The organism is Sphingosinicella microcystinivorans (assembly GCF_027941835.1).
In the GTDB taxonomy this organism is placed as follows: domain Bacteria; phylum Pseudomonadota; class Alphaproteobacteria; order Sphingomonadales; family Sphingomonadaceae; genus Sphingosinicella.
The window spans coordinates 2,891,433-2,912,954 of record NZ_CP116005.1; the positions used below are offsets into that span (position 1 = coordinate 2,891,433).

Sequence of the window (21,522 nt, forward strand, 5' to 3'; positions counted from 1 at the left end):
AGCCCGCAGAGTGTCGCCGTTGATGCCCTCAAAACGCTATGATGTAATTTGAGGCTGTATGCACACTGCCAGATTTGAAGTCGGCGGCTGCGAGATCTGTCGTTCAAAGCGACACTCAGGATAGGCGGGTCCTGCGAACAACGCTGACGTTCAGATATATCTCTACGCTATGGTTTCAGTGGCCACTGAGCATGCACGTATTTCGAGGGCTCGCTCCTCGTCCGGGTGGCGATCCGAGCGGTGCGTAATGCCGACCACTTTTCAGCGTCCTTTATGAAGGTGGAGAGGAATCAGTTTGTCTTACGGAGACAATTTCTTAGGCTTCATTCCATCCTTCCCCCTTACTATGTCGGTCAGGAACGGGCGCTCACCAGCCAGGCCTTCGCGCCCATACATACACCATCATCATCGCGATTGCGGTCGAACAGCTGGACAAGGCTCAAATATATAGCCTCATGCACTTCTGACCCGCTGGCTCGAACGAGATCGCCGATCTGCATTCCGTCGAGCACGAAGCTCGCAGCGCTCTCGGAATTGCTGCCGGGGCCGCCCACGCGCTGATCGCCGGTCCAGGCATCGAACTTGATGTCCGAGAAGCCCGCGCTTTGCAGAAGGTCGATCACATAGTCTTGCTCGCCCAGCGCAAACGGACCCGGTGCACGGGGTAGAGGCGCTGGCAAGTCGATGTGCCGCTTGATCACCGCCATAACTTCGCGCTGCCAGGGGTTTTCGGCGATGGGCGCCCAGACCGAGATGTCGAGCCGCCCGCCGTCGCGCAGCATCCGGCGCAGATTGGCAAAAGCGGGATAAGGCTCAGGGAAAAACATCGAGCCAAAGCGCGAGAACAGACGATCGAACGGGGCTTCCTTCGGCATCGCGGTGGCGGCATCGCCTCGCTCGAAGCGGATATTGGCAAGACCCGCGCGTCGTGCCCGTTCCTGAGCAGTCCCCACCAGATCGGGCGAGATGTCCAGGCCAAGCACAAATCCGGTATTCCCGACCGCCCCAGCGATCTGACGTGTCGTCCAGCCGCCGCCGCACCCGACATCGACTACCGTTTCGCTGGCGCTGTAGGCGGCCTGGTCCAGCAAGGCCTTGCCGATCGGCTCGATCATGCTCTCGAAACGGTCGAGCTGGGCAAGCCAGCGCTTGCCCGCTTCGCTCGCCCAATCATGCGCGGCCAGCCCTTCCATTCTATCGCCAGCGTCAGCCATCAAAATCCTCCCATTGCAGTTGTATAAGAAATCAATTCCAGATGGCGGCTGCGCTTTGCCACAGCATATAGGCGGCGACCGCGAAGATCAGCAGGGCGAAGATCGTATTGAGCGCGCCTTTGTGCGCAGACAGCCGGTGCGAGAGCGCGGCGCCGGCAATGCCTCCAATGATGCCACCGCCAATGAACACTGCGGCAAGCGCCCAGTCGACCAGCCCGGAAAAGGCGTAGTTGAGCGCCGCCGTCAGACCAAAAGCCGTCACCGCGACCAGCGATGATCCGACGGCGTTGCGCATGGGCATCCCTGTCGAAGCCATAAGCCCCGGCACGATCAGAAAGCCGCCGCCGATGCCGAAGAATCCAGAGAACAGGCCGGTCGCGCTGCCGTAGCCGATGACCTTGGGCGCGTTCTCGCGGCGGCACTGGACATCGGGATTGCCGGGATCGCCGCGGCTTTTGAGCATCAGCGCGCCGACGAGCACCATCAGCAGCGCGAACAGGAACAGCAGCTTCTGCCCGTCGAACGCCTTGCCGAGCGTCGATCCGGCATAGGCCCCCGCAACCCCGGCGGCGGCGAACATGCCCGCGCAGCGCCATTTGATCGTGCGCTGCCGGGCATGGGGAACGAGATTGGCGCCGGCATTGGCGGCCACGGCAAGCGCGCTGGTGCCGATCGCCACATGGGGCGATGCGACGCCCACCAGATAGACCATGAGCGGGACGGCGAGGATCGACCCGCCGCCCCCCACGAGGCCGAGCGTGAAGCCGACGAGCGAACCCGATCCGGCTCCGAGCAGATATTGGACAGGTTCGAGTGTCATGGCCTTACAGCGTGTTGACCGGGAGCTTGAGATAACTGGTGCCGTTGTCCTCCGGCTCCGGCATATGGCCGCCTCGCATGTTGACCTGAATGGACGGCAGAATCAGCCGGGGCATGTCGAGCGTCGCATCACGCGCCTCGCGCATGGCGACGAACTGGTCCTCGCTCACGCCATCGCGGACATGGACATTATGCTCACGCTCCTCGCCCACCGACGTCTCCCAAGCATAAGTGTCGCGCCCAGGGGCCTTGTAGTCGTGGCAAAGATGGAGGCCAGTATGATCCGGCAGCGAAAGCAGGCGCCGGATGGAGCGATAGAGCGTCCGCGCATCGCCACCGGGGAAATCGGCGCGTGCGGTGCCATAGTCGGGCATGAACAGCGTGTCGCCGATGAACGCCGCGTCGCCAATCACATAGGTCATGTCTGCGGGGGTGTGGCCGGGGACATGCAGCGCGATCGCCTCGATCGACCCGACCTTGAACCGGTCGCCATCATCGAACAGCCGGTCGAACTGCGAGCCGTCGCGGGCGAAGCGCGTGCCCTCGTTGAAGATCTTGCCGAAAACCTCCTGCACCGTGAGGATATGGCGGCCGATCGCCAGCGTGCCGCCCAGCTTTTCCTGAAGATAGGGCGCGGCCGACAGATGGTCGGCATGGGCGTGCGTCTCGAGCAGCCATTCGACCTCTAGGCCTTCGCTCTGGACATAGTCGATCACCTTGTCGGCCGACGCGAAGGACGTGCGCCCCGATGCCGGGTCGAAGTCGAGCACGCTGTCGATGATCGCGGCCTTGGCGGTCGCGGGATCGGAGATGACGTGGGTCACGGTGAAGGTGTCCTCGTCGAAGAAACTGCGGATGACCGCAGGCCGCGCATTGCTCGCGGCCTCGACGATGCGGGTGGCTTCACGGATCTGCGGGTCGGTCATGGTCTTGTCCTTTCATTCGATAACCGGGTGTGCCGGCTCCGCGCTGAGGGGAGAGGTGCGCGGAGCCGGCCCGACCGGCTCAGAGTGTCTTCTTGCTGAAATACCAGTCGGTGTAGTCGTAGCCTTCGTCCTTGCGGGCCTTGGCAGCCTCGGCGGTGGCGGGCGGCGGCACGATCACGGGTTCACCGGGCTGCCAGTTTTCCGGCGTCGCGATCTTGTTGGCGTCGGACGTCTGAAGCGCGGTGAGCAAGCGGACGAACTCGTCGACCGAGCGGCCGTTCGACATCGGGTAGTAGACCATCGCGCGGATGATCCCCTGCGGGTCGATGATGAAGGTAGCGCGAACCGCCGAAGTGTCCGAGGCGCCGGGATGGATCATGCCGAAGGCCTTCGCGACGTTCATCGACAGGTCGTCGATGATCGGGAACGGGATCTCGACGCCGAACTTCTCCTCGATGCTGCGCATCCAGGCGATGTGCGAATGCACGGAGTCGATGGAGAGACCCAGCAGCTCGCAGTTGAGCGCCTTGAAGCGGTCGGCCGCCTTGGCGAAGCCCATGAACTCGGTCGTGCAGACGGGCGTGAAGTCGGCGGGGTGGGAGAAGAGGACGAGCCACTTGCCCTTGTAATCGTCGAGCGAGCGTTCGCCGTGGGTGGTTTTGGCCTTAAAGGCGGGCGCCGGTTCGTTGATCCGAGGCATGGTGGGGGCGGCCAGGTCTGTCATTTGTCGTCTCCTGTCGTTGAGTGGCTGACAGACATTGAATACATAATTCATTTAATCGTGAAAACACGATAAACCTAATTCCTCTGATCGGATTTTTCAATCTTTTCCGTAAGCGGCGGCAAAGGCCGGATTTGCGGCGCGCGGAGGCGAGCGCGCAAACGCTTCAAAGCATCATTTAATCTAATTTATAGGGTGATCGTGGCCCGAATCAGGCAGCGGCGAGCGCCTGTCTTGCCCATGCGACGAGTCGCGCGCGGTCCATCGCGCCGGCCTGCCGGGCGATCTCGCGGCCGTCCTTGAAGAGTATCAGCGTCGGGATCGACTGGATGCGGTAGCGTCCCGATATGCCTTGCTCGGCCTCGGTATCGACCTTCAGCAGACGGACATGCGGTTCCAGTTCGGCGGCGGCCGCCTTGAACGCCGGGGCCATCGCGCGGCACGGCCCGCACCAGATCGTCCAGAAATCCACAAGAACAGGCAGACTTCCGCGCCCCACATGGCGGTCGAAGGCGGCGGCATCGACGTCGACAGGCTGGCCCTGGAACAGCGGCATCGAACATCGCCCGCAATTGGGCGCGGCGCCGATCTTCGCAGCCGGAACCCGATTGATGCTCGCACAGACCGGGCAAACCACAAGCTGGGACTCGGACATGCGGACATCTCCTATGGAACGCTATCGCTGCTTAATCGTTTACCCGCATGATGTAACCGTGTAAGAAAGGGGGTTCAAGACTTGCCTCCCTTCAGGAGTAGGAAATTTGAATCCCAGCGCAAATGAGAGTGGCGTGTGTTCGCCGGTCCAGATCGGCGACGCCGCGCCCAATTTTCAGGCGCGCACGACCATGGGCGAAATGAGCCTGTCCGACTATCGCGGCCGCTGGGTGTTGCTGTTCTCGCACCCTGCGGACTTCACGCCCGTCTGCACCAGTGAATTCGTCGCGCTCTCGCGCGCCGGGGAGCGGTTCAAAGCGCTCAACTGCGCGCTGGTCGCGATCTCGGTCGACAGCCTCTATTCGCACCTCGGATGGATACGGGCGATCCATGAGCATTTCGGTGTCACGGTTGGTTTTCCGATCGTCGAAGATCCCTCGATGGTCATCGGCCGCGCTTACGGAATGATCGCAGACGATGCGCCCGACGCAGCGACGCTCCGTGCGACCTTCTTCATCGACCCTGACGGCATTGTTCGCGCCAAGCTCTGCTATCCCGCCACCATCGGCCGCTCGGTGGAGGAACTGCTGCGGGTCGTCGCCGCCCTGCAGCGGGTCGACAGCGACAATGTGGTCACGCCCGAAGGCTGGCACCCCGGCGATGACGTGTTGCTGCCGCCCTATCAGGATCAGACCACGGCGCTCGATGCGGCGGGCGATGCCTGCTGGTTCCATCGAACGCGCCCCGATGCACATAGCGAGGCAGGCAAGTGACCACCTTCAGCGATACCGAACTCGATACGATTACCGATGTCCTCAAGGCGCTCGGCCATGAGGTGCGGCTGAAACTGATGCGGACACTGCTCGAAAGCGGGGAGAAGTCGGTCGGTGAACTCGAAACCATGACCGGCATCGGCCAACCGGGTCTGTCGCAACAGCTTGGCATTCTCCGCAAGGCCGAACTGGTGCAGACGCGCCGGGAAGCCAAGCTCGTCTTCTACAGCCTGGCGCCGGAGGCCCTCGAAAGCACTGCAACGCTGCTTTGCGCTTTGTCGGGCATTTCGTCTCAAGCAACGCCACCTGAAACCAGGAACGCGCATGCGCGCGCACGGGGATCGGCCGCGACCTTCGCCAGGATCTTGTGATCGCACCTTTGACGACGCTTCGGTGATGATCGCGCCCGCGTCGTTACGCGCGAAATTCGACGATGCGACCCTCGCCTCCTAGCGCCAGCAATGCCCGCCTGTGGCTCACGACCACGAGCCCGGTTCCCGTCTCGCGAAGCCAGGTGTCGAGTCGGCGTGCAAGCCGCGCTTCCGTCACCATATCGAGCCCTTCGCTCGGCTCGTCGAGCAGCAGCCAGGACTTCCCGGCCAGAACGGCACGCGCGATCGACAGCCGCTTGCGTTGCCCGCCCGACAAACGCGCGCCGCCATCGCCGACCCAGTGGTCCAGCCCATGTGGCATCGCACGGACGTCGATCGCGAGGCAGGCCACTTCCAATGCCGCCCAAAGCTGATCGTCGCTAAGGCCGGGGCGGGCGACGCGCAGGTTGTCGCGGACGGTTCCCGACAGGAGTTGGGCATCCTGGGGTGATAGCGCGAAAGCAGTTCGCACCGTCTCAGGCGGAAGCGCGCAAAGGGGCTGGCCATCGAAGCGAATGCCGCAATCGGAATCGGCAGGACGAATCCCGGCCAGCGTTTCGAGAAGGCTGGTCTTGCCGCTGCCGGACTGCCCCGCAATCCCCAAGCGCTCGCCCGCCTCGAGCCGGACATGCACGCCATTGCGATCCAGAGCGACGGTCCGCCCGACCGGCCCGGACGCGATTTCTACCGGGTCAAGCATCCGATGTCGGCCTGCCATGTCGTCCAAACGCGCGAGGGCGGCTGTGACGAGCGCGCCCCGTGATACGCCGCGCACATAGCCGGACAGGGCCTCGATCGCGCCCGCCGCCGACAGCACAGCGAGCACGGTCATGGGCAATGGGGCCCTGGAGATCGCGAGGACCGCGCCCATGCCGATGCCCCCACCCAGGGTCAGCCCCGCGTCGATGATCGCTTCACCTCGCGCGAAACAGCGCCGCGCCCTGTCCAGCTCGGCCGTCTCGATCGTAAGGCTCCGCTCGATCGCGGGAGCCAGGTCATAAGCCAGGATTTCAGGCGAGGCCGACGCATAGTCGATCATGCTCGCTTTTAGCCGCGCCAGTGCCACAGCGATGTCGGTGGCGGCGGTCGCAAGCATTCGGGGAGTCGCCAGATGCGCCCACGCGGCGAGGCCAACGAGCAGCGCCAGCAAGACGAGGCTGGCCCAGGGGCTTGCGAGCCCTACGAGGACAAGGCCGATGCCCGCGCCGGCAAGGGCAGCGGGGAGCGCGGGCTTGCGGACCAGGCTGTCCTCCAGCGCGCCGATGTCCTGAACGAGCCGGGTCACGGTATCGCCCGCCGATACGGCCCGCACGTCGCGAACCGACATGATGCGGTCGAACATTCGCGTGCGAACGGTGGCGAGCGCCATCAAGGCAGCGCGATGGCCATAGAGCCGCTCTCCATAGCGCGCCATCGTCCTGACGATCGCGAGCAGCCGGATCATCGCGCTCGGCACGAGATAATTGAAGCCCTGCGCGGCCAGCACGCCGCCAAGGCCAGCAAGTGCAGCGCCGGTGATGAACCATCCCGAGAGGCCCAGCAGCAGAACAGCGGCGATCGTCGCGGCGGCGGCAAGCAGTCCCGCGATACGGAAGGCAGGGCGCTCGGGGCCGATGGCCTCAGCCAACAGCCGGTTCATATCCGCGCTGCTCATGCCAGCACCATTTCGTTGTCGGCTATCGCGGCCAGTTCGGCGCTGTGCGTCACTATGAGGACTGTGCGCCCCTTCGCGGCCGACGCCAATATCCGGGCGATGTCGGCTGCTGACCCTGCATCGAGATCCGCCGTCGGCTCATCGAGCAGCCAGAGCGGTGCGTCTTTCAGGAGCACGCGCGCGATGCCGACGCGGCGCCGTTCGCCTCCCGACAGGCCCGATCCGCGATGGTCGAGCGGTAGCTCCAAGCCTTCCCCGCGCGCCGCGATCATCGGTCCAAGGCCGGCGGAACGTGCGGCGGCTTCAACCTCGGCGTCATCGGCTTCCGGGCGCGCAAGGCGGATGTTGTCGGCGAGCGTTCCGAGGATGAACGCGACCGATTGTCCTGCCCAGCCTATTTGGCCGGGAAGAGCGACCTCGGCCGCGTCTCGGCCGTCGACCATTATCCGTCCCCTGCCGATCGGCGCCAGTCCCAGCAGCGCGTGGAGCAGGCTGGACTTGCCGATGCCGGTGGCCCCGCGCAGCGCGAAAGTGGAACCCGCCGCGACGTCCAGAGTAAACGGGCCGATGGCCGTCTCCCCATAGTCGATGACCACGGCGTCGAAGCGCAGCGTGGGCGGAGCGGCGATCGCGCGACTGGAGGAAGACGAGGACGGGGGAGCAATGGCTTCCAGACGTTCGACCGCGGCCTCTCCGACCTGCTTGTCATGATAGGCCGCGGCGAGCCGACGCATGGGAAGGTAGAATTCCGGTGCGAGAATGAGCACGAACAGGGCTTGGCCTAGGGTCAGCTTCTCGGGCGCCGGGAATGGCAGGATACCGAGCAGGTTGAAACCGCAATAAAGTGCGACCAGGGCCACGGACAGCGCCGCAAAGAACTCGATGATAGCGCTCGACACGAAGGCGACCTTCAGCACGTCGATCGTGCGCGCCGCGACCTCTCGCGTGGCGTCGGCCAGATGCCGGCCGATGCGGTCCTGTGCGCCGAAACCGACGATGACTGGCAAGGCCCGCACGCGGTCGACGAACAGACCAGACAGGCGGCTCAATGCGTCGAGCTGGCGCGCGGCGGCACGAGCGGCTGCATTACCTGCAAGCGCCATGCCCAGGCCGAAGGGCAAGAGCGTCGCCAGCATGATCGCACCGGCGACCCAGCTCCCGAAGATGGCGGCAACCGCGATGACGAGGGGAGAGAAGACCGCCGCGCGGCGCAGAGGCTGGAAACGAGCGTGGAAGCCGCCCAGATCCTCGATGCGATCAACGGCATCGGCGACCGCTTCGCCCAGCATCAGGCGATCCCCTGGCGCCGCGACGAGGATGCGGGGATAGATGCGCTTTCGCCAGCTCGTCTTAGCGGCCACGGCCGCGGCCTCGCCGGCGTCGGTCGCACCGATCTGTATCCCGCCGCGAAGCAAGGTGGCGGCAATCAATCCGCCCACGGCAAGCAGCAGATTACCCTGATCACCCCGCGCGGCTGCCGCGACGCCAGCAGCAAGCGCGGCGGCCATGAGGATGGCCGCGCCGCTATCGGCGATCCAGAAAATCGCCCCGCCCTGTCTATCAAATCGGTTGCTCATATACTCGCTTACGAGTAATGAATAACCATAATCTTTTCAACCGACTCATGGCGACCACGCAAAGCCGGGCCGGAATGCAAGGAGTCTTGCCATGGACATGGCCGTGATCGAACTCTCCCGGCTGCAATTCGCGCTGACGGCACTCTACCACTTCCTCTTCGTTCCGTTGACCCTCGGCCTCTCCTTCATGCTGGTCATCATGGAGAGCATCTATGTGATGACGGGCCGCGAGATCTGGCGGACCGTCACGCGCTTCTGGGGCAAGCTGTTCGGCATCAATTTCGTGCTCGGCGTCGCCACCGGCATTACCATGGAATTCCAGTTCGGCACCAATTGGTCCTACTACTCCCATTATGTCGGCGACATCTTCGGCGCGCCGCTCGCCATCGAAGGGCTGATGGCATTCTTCCTTGAAGCAACCTTTGTTGGCCTCATGTTCTTCGGGTGGGACAAATTGTCCAGGGTCGGGCATTTGCTGACCACTTTCATGGTCGCGCTCGGCTCCAACCTCTCGGCGCTGTGGATTCTGGTCGCCAATGGCTGGATGCAGAATCCGGTCGGATCGCGCTTCAATCCCGCGACGATGCGGATGGAAGTCTCCGACTTCATGGCGGTGCTATTCAACCCCATCGCGCAAGCGAAGTTCGTCCATACGGTGAGCGCGGGCTATGTCTGCGCCTCGGTCTTCGTACTCGGCGTCTCGGCCTGGTATCTGCTCAAGGGCAAGTGGACGGCCGTGGCGAAGCGCAGCTTCACCGTGGCGGCTGCTTTCGGCCTTGCTTCCTCGCTGTCGGTCGTCGTGCTGGGCGACGAGAGCGGCTATGCACTGACCGATAACCAGAAGATGAAGCTCGCCTCACTCGAAGCCATGTGGCACACCGAGCCGGCCCCTGCAGGCATCGCCGTCATTGGCTTTCCGAGCGTCAAAGACCGCGAAACCTATTTCGAAGTCAAGATTCCCTATGTGCTCGGCCTGATCTCGACCCGCAGCCTGACGGGCGAAGTCTCCGGCATCTTCGAACTTGTCGCCAAGGCGCAGGACCGTATCGAACATGGCATTCAGGCCTATGACGCGGTGGAGCGGCTGAAGCTCAACCAGAACGACATGGCCGCGCGCGAGCAATTCGAACGAAGCAAGGCCGATCTCGGCTATGCCCTGCTGCTGAAGCGTTTTGTCGCCGACCCGCGACAGGCGACGCCCGAGCAGATCGAGAAGGCCGCATGGTCGACCGTGCCCAACGTGCCCGTCATGTTCTGGGTCTTCCGGGTGATGGCGGGCCTTGGCTTCTTCTTCATCGCCTTTTTCGGCGCGGCGTTCTGGATGGCATCGGTGCGGCGCTTCGGCTGCGACAACCGCTTTTGCCGCACCTTCCTGCGCGCTGCGGTCTGGATCATTCCCTTGCCGTGGATCGCGATCGAATTTGGCTGGATTCTCGCCGAAGTCGGCCGCCAGCCCTGGGCGATCGAAGGGGTCCTGCCGACCTTCCTTGCCGCATCGAGCCTGACCGTCGGGCAACTCTGGACGACGATCATCGGTTTCACATTACTCTACGGCGCGCTTGCGGTCATCGAAGTGCGCCTGATGCTGGCGGCGATCCGCAAGGGGCCTGACGAGCATCGCGCGACCGCGCCGACGCCGGCGAGCCCCAACGGCTACGCGCCCATTCCCGCCGAATAAGGAGATAAGGTCATGGCACCTCCCATCGACTATGAAATGCTCCGGCTGATCTGGTGGCTCCTGATGGGCGTCCTCCTGATCGGCTTCACCCTGACGGACGGCTTCGATCTCGGCACGGCCGCCCTCCTGCCTTTCGTCGCAAAGACCGATGCCGAACGCCGGATGGTCATCAACTCGATCGGGGCGACGTGGGAGGGGAACCAGGTCTGGTTCATCCTCGGCGGCGGCGCGATCTTCGCGGCCTGGCCGTTCGTCTATGCGGTCAGCTTCTCGGGTTTCTACCTCGCGATGTTCCTCGTCCTTGCCGCGCTCATCCTGCGGCCCGTGGGGTTCAAGTATCGCTCCAAGAAGCCCGATGCGGCATGGCGCTCACGCTGGGATTGGGCGCTGTTCGTTGGCGGCTTCGTGCCCGCGCTGGTGTTCGGCGTCGCCGTCGGCAACGTCCTCACCGGCATCCCCTTCCGTCTCGATAGCGATCTGCGCTCCTTCTATGAGGGCAGCCTGCTCGGCCTGTTCCATCCCTTCTCGCTGGTTGCCGGTCTGCTCTCGGTCGCGATGATCGTCCTGCACGGCGCGAGCTGGCTCGCGATCAAGATCGAACGCGGCGTGGTCCACGATCGCGCGCGCATGTTCGGCCAGGTCGCGGCGGGTGCCTCGATCCTGCTGTTCGCGCTCGGCGGCGTGATGATCGCCACCATGGGCTTTGGCTTCCGCCTGACCCACGGCGCCGATCCGCTCGGCCCCTCCAATCCGCTGCTGTCGGGAACGGTCGCAGCGCCGGGGGCCTGGCTCGACAATTATGGGCGATATCCCTGGATGCTGATCGCGCCGATCCTCGGCTTCGCGGGTCCGCTGCTGGCATGGATCGGCATCCGCAAGGGCCGCGAAGTGCTGGCGTTCGGCGGCTCGTCGATCGGGGCGGTGGGCATCATCGCCACCGTGGGCCTCTCGATGTTCCCGTTCATCCTGCCCAGCTCGATCGACCCGGCCTCCAGCCTGACCGTGTGGAACGCCTCGTCCAGCCATGTGACGCTGTTCATCATGCTGGCGGTGACGCTTATCTTCCTGCCGATCGTGCTCATCTACACGGCCTGGGTCTACAAGGTTCTGTTCGGCCGCATCACGCTGCGGGACGTCGATACCAACCCCGACTATTACTGAAAGGAACGACTGCGATGTGGTATTTCAGTTGGGTTCTGGGGGTCGGCCTCGCCGTGGGCTTCGGCATCCTCAACGGCATGTGGCACGAGTTCCACTCCGACCCCGATGACGACGCGGCTGCCTGAAGCCGATCTGATGATTAGCATCGGCCCCCTCGCGCTGGCGTTGGAGCGGCTGTTCGCGGTTCTCGGCATCATCGCATTCATGGCCGCGGCGAGCTGGATCGGCCGCCGTCACGGGAAGGACGTAGACAAAGCCGCATGGCGCGCTCTGCTCGTCGGCCTCGTCGCGGCGCGCCTGAGCTTCGTGGCACAGAACTGGCCCGCCTTCGCGGTCGAACCCCTGACCGTCCTCTACGTCTGGCAGGGAGGTTTCTCGCCGCTGATCGGCCTCGTGTCCGCCGCGGTCGCGCTGGCCGTATCGTTGCGGCGATCGCGGGCGCTACCGCCTCTGGGACTTGCGTTCATGGGTTGCGCCGGGGGTGCCCTCGCCGCCACCGCGTTGTTCCTTGCCGCTGCGCAGCGACCGCTGCCGCAGGGGATCGTTCTCCAATCGCTGAACGGCGGAACAAGCTCCCTCGACGATCGCATGGGCAAGCCGTTCGCCATCAATCTCTGGGCGACCTGGTGCCCGCCGTGCCAGCGTGAAATGCCGATGATGGTTACAGAAGCGGCGCGCTCGACCGTGCCGATCCTGCTCGTCAACCAGGGCGAGGACGCGGCCAGGGTGCGCGCATGGCTGGAGGGCAAACGGCTTGGGTCGGCAGACGTCCATCTAGACCCAAACCAGAACGCGGCGGCGATCGGGTCTGCAGGTCTCCCCGCGACGCTGTTCGTCGATAGCAAGGGCGTCATCCGGGAGCTGCATGTCGGCGAGATCTCGCGTGCAGCCCTGCTCGCGGGATTACGGAACCTGGAATAGAATTTCAATCAAGGAGAATACCATGACCAGACAAGTGAATATCGGGGTCGGCGAGGAGGATCGGATCGCGATCTGCGAAGGTCTGAGCCGCCTGCTGGCAGACACCTACACCCTCTATCTGACCTCGCACAATTTCCACTGGAACGTGACCGGGCCAATGTTCAACAGCTTGCACGCCATGTTCATGACGCAATATACCGAGCTGTGGAACGCGATCGACCCGATTGCCGAACGTATCCGCTCGCTCGGACAGCCCGCGCCCGGTTCCTATGCGCAGCTCGCCAGGCTCAGTTCATTGCCGGACGCGCCGGAAGTTCCGCCCAAGGCGCTTGAGATGGTGGACATCCTCGCAAAGGGCCATGAAGCGGCGGCCCGCACCGCACGCGCTCTCTTCCCGGTTGTCGAGAAGGCGAGCGACGAGCCGACCGCGGACCTGCTCACCCAGCGGATCGGCGTGCATGAGCAAACCGCCTGGATGCTGCGGGCCCTGCTCGAGGAATGAAGCAGAACGGGAGTGAGGGCCTCGCCGCGCAAATCATAGCGGCCACGGCCCGCTCTCCCGCAACGGGAAGGAGAAAAGCGGTATGACTCGGAATGAAGGCACCATCGATCGACTGCTAAGGATGGTCGTCGGTCTAATCCTGATCGCATTGGTATTCGTCGGGCCGCGCACTGCGTGGGGCTGGATCGGCGTTGTTCCCTTGCTGACCGGGCTGGTGGGCATGTGCCCGATATATTCGTTGCTCGGCATCAACACTTGTCCGCGGCGCTGACGAAAACAGCCGCCATGCGTTGACGATCCGCTCAGCGCGGGTCGTAGCCGTCGCCGCCGGTATCTTTTTGTCGTGCGCCGAATTGAAAACCCTGGCCGCCGCAATGCGAACGGCCAGGGTCGGTGGCAGCTTCAGGAAACCGGGGCGGCGTGTTGCTCGGAGCCTTCGCCCATTCCCTGCGCGGGCGCGGGAGCCGCACCAGCACGCACGCATTCCTCGATGCGGCGGCCCACATCGGGGTCGACGCTTTTCCAATAGTCGATGGCGCGTTCGAGCACGGGCGAGCGGACGCCGCCCAGCAAGCTGCCAGCGACCGTCTCCACGAGCCGATCGCGCTGCGCGTCATTGAAGACTTCGCGCACCAGGATGCCGGACTGCGTGAAATCGTCATCATCGGGCCGTAGCGTGTAGGCTTGCCGAACCATGTCGCCATCGGTTTCCCAGCCATCGGCGACGGGGCCGGTTTCATCGGCCCAGCTACGTCCGCCGCTATTGGGCGCATAGACCGGCGCATTGCCGCTATGCTGATAAGCCATCTGTCCATCGAACATATAGGTGTTCACCGGCACCTTGGGCTGATTGACGGGGAGTTGGTGGAAGTTCGTCCCGATGCGGTTGCGTTGCGCGTCATTGTAGGCGAACGCGCGGCCCAGCAGCATCTTGTCGGGCGAGAGGCCGATGCCCGGCACCGTGTTCCCCGGCGAAAAGGCCGCCTGCTCGATCTGAGCGAAGAAGTTTTCCGGATTTCGGTTCAGGGTCATCGTGCCGACCTTGATGAGCGGATAATCCTTGTGCGACCAGGTTTTCGTGAGATCGAACGGGTTGATCCGGTAGGTCTTCGCTTCGGCATAGGGCATGGCCTGCACGAACAGCGTCCAGCTCGGATGATCGCCGCGCGCGATTGCCTCGAACAGATCGCGGCGATGATAGTCGGCATCGGCGCCTGCCATCGTTGCCGCCTCGGCATTGGTGAACTCGGCCGGGCCCTGGTTGCTGATGAAGTGATATTTGACCCAGAATTTCTCGCCCTGGGCGTTGATCCACATATAGGTATGCGAGCCGTATCCATTCATGTTGCGCCAGGTGCGCGGCAGGCCGCGGTCGCCCATGAGATAGGTGACCTGGTGGGCCGATTCCGGGTTCAGCGTCCAGAAGTCCCATTGCATGTGATTGTCGCGCAGCCCGCAATCGGGAAGCCGCTTCTGGCTGCGGATGAAGTGCGGAAATTTCATCGTGTCGCGGATGAAGAAGACCGGCGTGTTGTTACCGACGAGATCGTAGTTGCCCTCGCTGGTATAGAATTTGAGGCTGAAGCCGCGCACGTCGCGCCAGGTGTCTGGGCTTCCCGCCTCGCCAGCGACGGTCGAGAAGCGCGCGAGCATTTCGGTCGAAGCGCCCTTCTGGAAGAGGGCCGCGCGCGTATAGGCGGAAACGTCTTCGGTCGTCTCGAACACCCCGAATGCGCCTGACCCCTTGGCGTGGGGCTGACGCTCGGGAACCTTCTCGCGGTTGAAGTGCGCCATCTGCTCGAGGAAATGGACGTCGTGCAGGAGGATCGGGCCATCGGCCCCGATGGTCAGCGAATTGCGGTCGCTTGGCGCCGGCGCGCCGCTACTCATCGTCAATCCGGAGGTATTCTTGGTATCTGTCATGGCTGCTCTCCCTTTCCAGCAGGGCCGCCGCCCGCCGACTCCCTGCGAACAGCCAACCATACGCTGAATCGGCAAAGCCTCAATACAAAGATATAATAAGTTTGTAATCATGTTAGACTGCCGGCCGAGTCACCAACCGCGAAAGGACAACGCGATGGCTTCGATAGAGCTGGCGAAGATCCTGCTCGATGCGCTCGACGACGAGTGGAAGGCGGAGGCGACCTATGCGGCCGTGATCGACAAGTTCGGCCCGGTCCGACCCTTCTCCAATATCATCGAAGCCGAACAGCGCCATGCCGCGGCGCTCGAACGCCAGCTACGGCGCCTGGGGCTGACCGTGCCGCCCAATCCCTGGGCCGGAAAGGTATCAGTTCCAGCGACGTTGGAAGAGGCGTGCGAAAGCGCAGTCGAGGGCGAGATTGAGAACATCGCGCTCTACGATCGGCTAATACCGATGATCGACGATCCTGCGGCACGACAGGTCATGGAAAATCTGCAAGCGGCCTCGCGCGAGCGTCACCTACCCGCCTTCAGGCGATGTCTCGAACGCGAACGAGGTAGCACTCACCGGTGAATAGGTAACACCAAGGCTCGTTGATCAGCACCTTTGAGCCCAGTTGCGAAGCCCAAGGGCATGACACGGCATGGCTGATCGACGAGACGGGTCACCCTCCTGCATTGAAGCGCCACTGCGACTTCATAACATCCGGGAGGGTGGCTAATCAATTACGCGGTGCCTCACTTCCCCGAGGACATCTGCTATTGAGCGAGTCTGTGGCTGAAGCCAGTATCCAATTGAGGTCGGAGGGGTTCCTCCCCATGTATGACACTAAAGGTTCACCGCAAATATGGGCGGACAACGATAGCACGAGAGCCCTCGTCAAGCGGTGGCAACAACGAGAATATCGCGGCTAGCGCTGTGCAATGCGCGCCTGGTCACGCTCCCGAGCAAGGCCCGCGAGGCAACATTGCGGCCGTGAGACCCCAATGCCAGCAAATCTCCCGTTTCCTCACGAGACAGTTCCGCCACTATGTCAGCCGGCGTGCCATCAACAAGGCGGACCCCGCCAGTAAGCCGTTCAAGTCCCATATCGGCGAGCAAGTCGTTCAATTTGCTCCCTGCGGCTTTCGCTTTGCTTCTGCGATATGCGTCGATTTCGTTCGCCGGCGTGCCTGCTTTCAGCATCGCTTGCTCAAAGGGAAGGGGCAGTTCAACGACATGGACGATCTCGAACATGGAGACCGGTGTCAATGCAACGGCCTTTTTCAGCGCCAGTTGTGAGGATGGTGAAAAATCCATCGCAATCGTAACGCGCCGGTATGGCTCATCGGATTGCGTTCTGACGACGAGTACCGGGACACGACCGTTGCGGGTCAATCTGTCGGCGGTCGAACCAAACAGTCTTTCGCGCAGCGTATTGGGATTACCGGGACCGATGACCAGTAGATCGGCCTGTTCAGCGCGTGCAGTCGCTTCGATGCTTTCATGCGCTCGTCCATGGTCGACGATGACATCGACATTTTGATAATCCCTATCCGCAAGCAGACGGCCGATATGCGCGCGGGCATTATCTTCGAGCGTTTGACGCAATGTGCCAAGCGTCGACCACGTTCCGATATCATCTTCCACCAGGATGAGGTTTTCCAGCACATGCACGAGCACCAGGCGTGCCTCATGCATTTGAGCCAATTGCAGAGCCCGCTCAAGGACGGGGTCCGTGTCGGTCTCCAATGCTACCCCGGCAACGATCGTCTTTATGGACATACAGAATATTTTCCAAGGCGATGAAAATGTTGGGTGGCTTTCTTTCCATCCCAGATTGTCGGTCGATATCTCGTTCGGCGTCGAACGCTGGCGTCAAATCGGTTGGCGCAGGATGGCAGCAAGCGTTGCACCCGATTGCAGATCTTCCTTCCGCACCGCGAGCACATGGGCTCCCGTTGCAAAGGCGCGGGTAACAATCTCGTCGACGATCCCATAGGCCCGGGCATCGTCTACCTCGACAAATTCCACGGTGCCGTTCTCGTCATCGACGAAGCCTGGGACGACAGCATCGAAATCGAACAGGATGGTGTCGATGCCGCCGAATGTCGCCGCACGCGCTGCATCCGCGATATCCGTGGTGCTGCGGCCTTCGTTTGATCGCTTCTCAAACAGCACGCGCGCCTGCGCGATTTGCCCTGCATAGGCCCGATCGAGGATTGGCCGCGCGAGATCGGCCAGTTCGGTCTCGGTAAGTCTATCGGGACTGTCTGCGATCGTCTCCGAAAGAAGGTGGGGGTAGGAGTTGACCTGCCGGAAAACCGACGCGAGCCGTCCGGTGGCAGCCAGAATGAGCGGTATTTCCCGGCCGGCAAGAACGCCTCGCAACGCTGCATCAACGTAGCGCGCATATTGTTGGAAGCGGACGTTCTGCCCTTCCGAGCCATGGATACGGCGACTGAACGAGCGATCGTTCAACGTTGATTTGCCGAGCGCGGACGCGGCGCTCTTGGGAAGATCGGGCACCTTGACAATCGTGGGCGGAAGATCGGGGTGAATCTCGACAAGGCGCACGGCGTTTTCGGAAAAAGCGAGGATAAGGGCGGAGTGCGGAAAGGTGATGGCCCGGAACAGTGGTTTGAGATGGGGGCGATCCGAAACCTGCACCATCGAAGTCAGATTGTTGGCGAGCCGATAGGTCCGCAGCGTGTCCGCGGTTGCAAATATCGCAAGGCTGTTGGCCTGATAGCGCCAGAAATCGTCATCGTCGATGAGATCGTGCAGCGGGTCCAGAAGTAACGCCAACTGCTTCTTGCTATGTCCATTTTCCTCCAATTGGCGCCCTGCCTCACGAAGCAGGTTGCCCAATTCGATGCGCGAAGCATCAGTATCCGGTGTCACGGGTGTCGTCTTGAGATAGATGGAAATACAAGCATCGGTCCGTAGCCCTGCCAGCAAGGAAAATTCTGCACGTGTGGGAAGGTCGATATACAGCATTCATCAAAATCCTTTTACGAACGAATTTATTAGCAGTCTGCATCCGTTTCGATCGTGCCCGACTATTTCATTTATCTCAAGCCATTGGGACGTGGGCTATGTACGGTTTGAAATGTTCGGCGTCGGTATCGTGGAACTTCCAAAGATGGCATGATGCTCACGCCGGGCAGCAAGCGATTTTCCCGCCGCGTCTTTTGGATTTACGCCGAGACAAGATCGAATGAAGCTGCCCGAGCGCGCTGCCAGTCTTCCCGATAGACTGCAGGTACGACGCCCCCCAGCAGTCCGCCTTGCGCAAGTTGGAGCGCGCGCGCTTCACCGCGCACGATCTGTCCGTCATCACCGCGAACGTGGATATGGTGTGGGCGCACGTCACCAGGGTGCTTAAGTCCTGCTGCCCCGAGTAACTCCGCCAGAGCGTGCATTGTGCTATGGTGAAAGGCCGCGACCCGCTCGGACTTCTCGACGACATCGATCGCCTTCTGCCGCAACGGGTCCTGCGTGGTGATGCCGGTGGGGCACCGATTGGTGTGGCAAAGCCGCGCCTGGATGCACCCGATCGAGAACATGAAAGCACGCGCGGCCATGACATAATCGGCGCCCAGCGCATGGAACCGGCACAAATCGAAGGCGCTGATGGCCTTGCCGCTTGCTCCCAGTTTCACCCGATCGCGCAGGTCCGCGCCGGTGAGGATCGCATGAACGAAGCTCAGGCCATCGGCCACGGGCATCCCGACATGATTGGTCAGTTCCACCGGCGCTGCCCCGGTCCCTCCCTCGCTGCCGTCGATTACGATAAAATCAGGCGTCACGCCGGTTTCGAGCATCTCCTTGACCATGGCCATGAATTCATGACGATAGCCGATGGCAAGCTTGAGGCCGACCGGCTTACCCCCCGACAATTCGCGTAGGCGCGACACAAAGGCCATCAACTCCAGTGGCGACGCGAAGGCTGAATGCCACGCGGGCGATATGCAGTCCTGCCCCAATGGCACACCACGCGTTTCGGCAATTTCGTGTGTGAGTTTGGCTTGGGGCAACACCCCGCCATGGCCCGGCTTGGCCCCCTGACTGAGCTTGATCTCGATCATGCGCACCTGAGGATCGGCAGCTTGCAGGCGAAAGCGCTCCGGGTCGAAAGCCCCCTCAGCCGTGCGGCACCCGAAATAGCCAGAAGCGACTTGCCAGATCAGATCGCCCCCATGGACGCGGTGATAGGGGCTGATCGACCCTTCGCCGGTATTATGGGCAAACCCTCCCAGCTTCGCTCCACGATTGAAAGCCATGATGGCCCGTGCGCCGAAGGATCCGAAGCTCGTCCCCGAAATATTCAGGACCGACGCCCGATAGGGCTGCCGGCAATCCGGACCGCCGATCGTGATCCGGAAATCCGGATCGGTGACTGTCGCTGGCTGCACCGCATGCGGCATCCACATATAGCCGGGCATGCCCACGTTATGAATGGTCCCGAAGGGCTGGGCATCGTTCACCTGCTTGGCGCGCCGATAGACAAGGGAGCGCTGTTCCAGACTGAAAGGGAGTTGGTCCTTTTCCCCTTCAATGAAATATTGCCTGATCTCGGCGCGAAAGGTTTCGAGCAGAAAGCGCATATGTCCGATGATCGGATAATTCCGCCAAATTGCATGCTGTCGCTGGATGAGATCATGCACCCCCAGCAGAACAAGAGGCAACAAGAGGACCAGTGGCCATCCCAATGCCGGATGGACGGCATAGGCGAGGATCGCGCTAACCAGCGAAAGCAGAACGACCAGAACCAGCACGAAATAGCGCGACAATTATACCTCCCCCGTCAATCCGTCTGCCAGATATCAAACCTCATCATATGCATGAGGCGCCGGGCTCGATGCGGGATAGACGACTTTCCCTTGTGTGGTTTTCTCCGCGCCCGGCGTGGGTGTGGCGTGCTCGCTATGACCCGGTCCCATCAAATGATCGACGGCATAGCCGTCCAGCAGGAGATGGTCGGCGATTATGCGACGGTGGCACCGCCACCAGACCGCTTCCGAGCACATCAAGGCCAGGCGGCGATTCCGGCCAAGGCGCTCCAGTCGGTCGAGTGCTGTGGCGAATTCATCGCTCAAGGCATAGTCGGCATAGTTGTGAAAGCTTTGCACCCGCCAGAGCGCATTGATCTGCTTGTCGACGCCTGACTGCCTTGGCCGCCGACCGCCCAAAGCGGTCCAGTGACGATAGCCGATCTGCATGCGCATAAGGGCTTCGGGCAACTGATCGATATTGTAAGCGGGATTGGTCCGCGATCGCGGGAACCGTCTGACGTCGATCACCTCGCCGACCTGGGCGGCGCGCAGCATATCAAGGAATTCGTCGAGACTTCGGTTGGAGTGGCCAATCGTGACGAATTGGGCCGTCATCATCCGATCCGGGTCAATGCGGCTTCCTTGTGGGCCGCGATGTGAGCCGTCTTATCGCTCTTGATCTCATACTGTGGGTCGCCCTTCGAAGCCCGGTGCCGATGCCCTTTATAATCGAAATCCGCATGATGAACTCGTATGATCCTGCCGGTCACATGGCCGGCTTCGGAATTCCAGCGCACATGATCGCCGACCGCATATTTTGCCAAGATGCTTGTCCTGTTTCGTGACGAGCAGATCAGCCGCGCCAGTAATCATTGGCGGCGGCCACCGTCTGGAAATGGATGGCAATGACCTGCGATGAAGCGATCAATTGCGCTGCATCCTGTTCATAGGCGGCACGGAGCTTGTCGCGCACATCCGCCGATGGTTGGGTCAGCTTCACGCCGACGCGGGCCAGTTTCGTGGCGAGTTCAAATCCCTCTTGCGGTGTTGTCGTCTTGAGGGATGGAAGCCAGGTTTCAGCCACTTCATCTTCCTTTTGTTCGTGATTCCAGTATTTCCCAATCTATCGCCCCGGAAACGCCTTGCAACCTTCGCAGGGGAAGCCGCTCCAGCATCATCAGGCGGGTTCCGCCAGAAGCCGCGAATGACAAGATCGGTCGGCTCGGTCGCAGTTGCCACCGGAAGGCCAATAGACGGGCAAGAACACCTGATCTCAGTGGACCGTTTCTCCGTTCCGGATCGACCGTGCCAGGGCCGCCTCATCCCAGCGGATCGAAAGGGCCCCGCGAAGCTGGCCGGGTGCGAAGCCCGTCGCTTGATCCTCGGGATAATTTGGACGGACCGCCGCCGTCACTTCGGGCGCGATGTTCGCGCCATGACAGGCAAGGCACATCGGCATGGTGAGGATGGCGCGCATATAGCGATATTGATCGCCTTCATGCACCGTCCAGCGCCGAGGTTTGCCGTCCTCGCCCAGCGGCGCGCTCGACCAGCCCCCCATGACTTGCTGCTCGGTTGCGTCAGCCTTTGCGGCCGGATTGCGGGTGCGCAGCGCCGTGCGCCTGACGCTCGCACCGCTTTCCTCCGAGAGTTGCGCCGCGAGCGCCGGGGCATGCTCAAACAGACGCCGATTGCCCCTTGCGGCCCTTCGGCCGTCATCGCGGCGTTAAGAGCGCTCAGCAACTCCTTCTGGAAACGATCGACCAGGATCTCGGAACGGGCCTGCGCTTCCTTGGCCATCATGGCCTGATCCGGGGCGGCCTTGTCCGACGCGCAGGCTCCGAGCGACAACGCGGCCAGAAGCGGAAAG

24 protein-coding genes are annotated in these 21,522 nt (G+C 62.4%); 9 read left to right on the top strand and 15 right to left on the bottom strand.

From position 1 onward, the window contains the following. Window positions 1-353: 353 nt before the first annotated feature. The 5 genes from PE061_RS13785 to trxC all read right to left on the bottom strand — a co-directional run bounded on the left by PE061_RS13785 (window position 354) and on the right by trxC (window position 4,335). The gene (locus PE061_RS13785) at window positions 354-1,214 is read right to left on the bottom strand and encodes a class I SAM-dependent methyltransferase (protein ID WP_271255832.1); all 861 of its coding nucleotides are present in this window, start codon (window positions 1,212-1,214) and stop codon (window positions 354-356) included. A gap of 31 nt (window positions 1,215-1,245) precedes the next feature. Then, window positions 1,246-2,034: a sulfite exporter TauE/SafE family protein gene (locus PE061_RS13790; RefSeq protein WP_271255833.1), complete on the bottom strand. Its 789-nt coding sequence runs from the start codon at window positions 2,032-2,034 to the stop codon at window positions 1,246-1,248. A gap of 4 nt (window positions 2,035-2,038) precedes the next feature. Further along, complete coding sequence (locus tag PE061_RS13795) at window positions 2,039-2,959, bottom strand: MBL fold metallo-hydrolase (protein ID WP_271255834.1); 921 nt, start codon at window positions 2,957-2,959, stop codon at window positions 2,039-2,041. A gap of 79 nt (window positions 2,960-3,038) precedes the next feature. Next, window positions 3,039-3,683 (bottom strand): peroxiredoxin, encoded by a 645-nt coding sequence (locus PE061_RS13800; RefSeq protein ID WP_271255835.1) that lies wholly within the window; start codon window positions 3,681-3,683, stop codon window positions 3,039-3,041. Window positions 3,684-3,891: 208 nt separating this feature from the next. Further along, window positions 3,892-4,335, bottom strand: coding sequence for a thioredoxin TrxC (gene trxC / locus PE061_RS13805; protein ID WP_271255836.1), 444 nt, complete (start codon window positions 4,333-4,335; stop codon window positions 3,892-3,894). 106 nt (window positions 4,336-4,441) lie between these two features. On the opposite strand from trxC, the gene PE061_RS13810 reads away from it, so the two are divergent. Together PE061_RS13810 and PE061_RS13815 are read left to right on the top strand one after the other, a co-directional pair. Further along, window positions 4,442-5,107, top strand: a complete 666-nt coding sequence (locus PE061_RS13810) for a peroxiredoxin (protein WP_271255837.1) — start codon at window positions 4,442-4,444, stop codon at window positions 5,105-5,107. Next, a complete protein-coding gene (locus PE061_RS13815; RefSeq protein ID WP_271255838.1) occupies window positions 5,104-5,478 on the top strand; it encodes an ArsR/SmtB family transcription factor in 375 nt (124 codons plus the stop codon). Before PE061_RS13810 ends, PE061_RS13815 begins: the two co-directional genes overlap by 4 nt. Window positions 5,479-5,521: 43 nt before the next feature. On the opposite strand, the gene PE061_RS13820 is transcribed toward PE061_RS13815, so the two are convergent. Both PE061_RS13820 and cydD read right to left on the bottom strand, forming a co-directional pair. Then, window positions 5,522-7,132, bottom strand: coding sequence for an amino acid ABC transporter ATP-binding/permease protein (locus PE061_RS13820; protein ID WP_271255839.1), 1,611 nt, complete (start codon window positions 7,130-7,132; stop codon window positions 5,522-5,524). Further along, complete coding sequence (gene cydD, locus PE061_RS13825) at window positions 7,129-8,709, bottom strand: thiol reductant ABC exporter subunit CydD (RefSeq protein ID WP_271255840.1); 1,581 nt, start codon at window positions 8,707-8,709, stop codon at window positions 7,129-7,131. Before cydD ends, PE061_RS13820 begins: the two co-directional genes overlap by 4 nt. Before the next feature lie 91 nt (window positions 8,710-8,800). On the opposite strand from cydD, the gene PE061_RS13830 reads away from it, so the two are divergent. From PE061_RS13830 to PE061_RS13855, 6 genes are all read left to right on the top strand, one after another. Then, the gene (locus tag PE061_RS13830; protein ID WP_271255841.1) at window positions 8,801-10,387 is read left to right on the top strand and encodes a cytochrome ubiquinol oxidase subunit I; all 1,587 of its coding nucleotides are present in this window, start codon (window positions 8,801-8,803) and stop codon (window positions 10,385-10,387) included. A gap of 12 nt (window positions 10,388-10,399) precedes the next feature. After that, window positions 10,400-11,548 carry a cytochrome d ubiquinol oxidase subunit II gene (gene cydB / locus PE061_RS13835; protein ID WP_271255842.1) on the top strand — a complete coding sequence of 383 codons (1,149 nt, stop codon included), beginning with the start codon at window positions 10,400-10,402 and terminating at the stop codon, window positions 11,546-11,548. 14 nt (window positions 11,549-11,562) lie between these two features. Continuing rightward, window positions 11,563-11,673, top strand: a complete 111-nt coding sequence (gene cydX, locus PE061_RS13840; protein ID WP_012049918.1) for a cytochrome bd-I oxidase subunit CydX — start codon at window positions 11,563-11,565, stop codon at window positions 11,671-11,673. After that, window positions 11,654-12,469: a TlpA disulfide reductase family protein gene (locus PE061_RS13845; RefSeq protein WP_271255843.1), complete on the top strand. Its 816-nt coding sequence runs from the start codon at window positions 11,654-11,656 to the stop codon at window positions 12,467-12,469. The genes cydX and PE061_RS13845 overlap by 20 nt, the downstream gene beginning before the upstream one ends. Window positions 12,470-12,491: 22 nt before the next feature. Further along, the gene (locus tag PE061_RS13850; RefSeq protein WP_271255844.1) at window positions 12,492-12,971 is read left to right on the top strand and encodes a Dps family protein; all 480 of its coding nucleotides are present in this window, start codon (window positions 12,492-12,494) and stop codon (window positions 12,969-12,971) included. An 82-nt stretch (window positions 12,972-13,053) separates the two neighbouring features. After that, complete coding sequence (locus PE061_RS13855) at window positions 13,054-13,242, top strand: YgaP family membrane protein (protein ID WP_271255845.1); 189 nt, start codon at window positions 13,054-13,056, stop codon at window positions 13,240-13,242. A gap of 131 nt (window positions 13,243-13,373) precedes the next feature. On the opposite strand, the gene PE061_RS13860 is transcribed toward PE061_RS13855, so the two are convergent. Next, window positions 13,374-14,894 (bottom strand): catalase, encoded by a 1,521-nt coding sequence (locus tag PE061_RS13860; protein WP_271259203.1) that lies wholly within the window; start codon window positions 14,892-14,894, stop codon window positions 13,374-13,376. Window positions 14,895-15,048: 154 nt separating this feature from the next. Between PE061_RS13860 and PE061_RS13865 the strand changes: the two genes are divergently transcribed. Next, window positions 15,049-15,468: a ferritin-like domain-containing protein gene (locus PE061_RS13865; RefSeq protein ID WP_271255846.1), complete on the top strand. Its 420-nt coding sequence runs from the start codon at window positions 15,049-15,051 to the stop codon at window positions 15,466-15,468. Window positions 15,469-15,774: 306 nt separating this feature from the next. Here the strand turns inward: PE061_RS13865 and PE061_RS13870 are convergent, their stop codons facing one another. The 7 genes from PE061_RS13870 to PE061_RS13900 all read right to left on the bottom strand — a co-directional run bounded on the left by PE061_RS13870 (window position 15,775) and on the right by PE061_RS13900 (window position 21,336). Then, complete coding sequence (locus tag PE061_RS13870; RefSeq protein WP_271255847.1) at window positions 15,775-16,659, bottom strand: universal stress protein; 885 nt, start codon at window positions 16,657-16,659, stop codon at window positions 15,775-15,777. Between the two features lie 93 nt (window positions 16,660-16,752). Beyond that, the gene (locus tag PE061_RS13875) at window positions 16,753-17,874 is read right to left on the bottom strand and encodes a hypothetical protein (RefSeq protein WP_271255848.1); all 1,122 of its coding nucleotides are present in this window, start codon (window positions 17,872-17,874) and stop codon (window positions 16,753-16,755) included. A gap of 200 nt (window positions 17,875-18,074) precedes the next feature. Next, window positions 18,075-19,670 (bottom strand): FMN-binding glutamate synthase family protein, encoded by a 1,596-nt coding sequence (locus PE061_RS13880; RefSeq protein WP_271255849.1) that lies wholly within the window; start codon window positions 19,668-19,670, stop codon window positions 18,075-18,077. 33 nt (window positions 19,671-19,703) lie between these two features. After that, the gene (locus PE061_RS13885) at window positions 19,704-20,267 is read right to left on the bottom strand and encodes a DUF488 family protein (RefSeq protein ID WP_271255850.1); all 564 of its coding nucleotides are present in this window, start codon (window positions 20,265-20,267) and stop codon (window positions 19,704-19,706) included. Next, window positions 20,267-20,476 (bottom strand): DUF2945 domain-containing protein, encoded by a 210-nt coding sequence (locus PE061_RS13890; RefSeq protein ID WP_271255851.1) that lies wholly within the window; start codon window positions 20,474-20,476, stop codon window positions 20,267-20,269. Before PE061_RS13890 ends, PE061_RS13885 begins: the two co-directional genes overlap by 1 nt. Window positions 20,477-20,505: 29 nt before the next feature. Next, the gene (locus PE061_RS13895) at window positions 20,506-20,736 is read right to left on the bottom strand and encodes a hexameric tyrosine-coordinated heme protein (protein ID WP_271255852.1); all 231 of its coding nucleotides are present in this window, start codon (window positions 20,734-20,736) and stop codon (window positions 20,506-20,508) included. A gap of 189 nt (window positions 20,737-20,925) precedes the next feature. Next, on the bottom strand, window positions 20,926-21,336 hold the full coding sequence (locus tag PE061_RS13900; protein ID WP_336297031.1) for a DUF3365 domain-containing protein: 411 nt from the start codon (window positions 21,334-21,336) through the stop codon (window positions 20,926-20,928). Window positions 21,337-21,522: the final 186 nt, after the last annotated feature.

Coding starts and splice junctions, on each gene's coding strand:
- PE061_RS13830 (WP_271255841.1), top strand. CDS start 8,801: ATGGACATGGCCGTGATCGAACTCTCCCGGCTGCAATTCGCGCTGACG.
- PE061_RS13850 (WP_271255844.1), top strand. CDS start 12,492: ATGACCAGACAAGTGAATATCGGGGTCGGCGAGGAGGATCGGATCGCG.
- PE061_RS13860 (WP_271259203.1), bottom strand. CDS start 14,894: ATGACAGATACCAAGAATACCTCCGGATTGACGATGAGTAGCGGCGCG.
- cydD (WP_271255840.1), bottom strand. CDS start 8,709: ATGAGCAACCGATTTGATAGACAGGGCGGGGCGATTTTCTGGATCGCC.
- PE061_RS13885 (WP_271255850.1), bottom strand. CDS start 20,267: ATGACGGCCCAATTCGTCACGATTGGCCACTCCAACCGAAGTCTCGAC.
- PE061_RS13875 (WP_271255848.1), bottom strand. CDS start 17,874: ATGCTGTATATCGACCTTCCCACACGTGCAGAATTTTCCTTGCTGGCA.
- PE061_RS13800 (WP_271255835.1), bottom strand. CDS start 3,683: ATGACAGACCTGGCCGCCCCCACCATGCCTCGGATCAACGAACCGGCG.
- PE061_RS13790 (WP_271255833.1), bottom strand. CDS start 2,034: ATGACACTCGAACCTGTCCAATATCTGCTCGGAGCCGGATCGGGTTCG.
- cydX (WP_012049918.1), top strand. CDS start 11,563: ATGTGGTATTTCAGTTGGGTTCTGGGGGTCGGCCTCGCCGTGGGCTTC.
- PE061_RS13785 (WP_271255832.1), bottom strand. CDS start 1,214: ATGGCTGACGCTGGCGATAGAATGGAAGGGCTGGCCGCGCATGATTGG.
- cydB (WP_271255842.1), top strand. CDS start 10,400: ATGGCACCTCCCATCGACTATGAAATGCTCCGGCTGATCTGGTGGCTC.
- trxC (WP_271255836.1), bottom strand. CDS start 4,335: ATGTCCGAGTCCCAGCTTGTGGTTTGCCCGGTCTGTGCGAGCATCAAT.
- PE061_RS13820 (WP_271255839.1), bottom strand. CDS start 7,132: ATGAGCAGCGCGGATATGAACCGGCTGTTGGCTGAGGCCATCGGCCCC.
- PE061_RS13795 (WP_271255834.1), bottom strand. CDS start 2,959: ATGACCGACCCGCAGATCCGTGAAGCCACCCGCATCGTCGAGGCCGCG.
- PE061_RS13865 (WP_271255846.1), top strand. CDS start 15,049: ATGGCTTCGATAGAGCTGGCGAAGATCCTGCTCGATGCGCTCGACGAC.
- PE061_RS13855 (WP_271255845.1), top strand. CDS start 13,054: ATGACTCGGAATGAAGGCACCATCGATCGACTGCTAAGGATGGTCGTC.
- PE061_RS13845 (WP_271255843.1), top strand. CDS start 11,654: ATGACGACGCGGCTGCCTGAAGCCGATCTGATGATTAGCATCGGCCCC.
- PE061_RS13870 (WP_271255847.1), bottom strand. CDS start 16,659: ATGTCCATAAAGACGATCGTTGCCGGGGTAGCATTGGAGACCGACACG.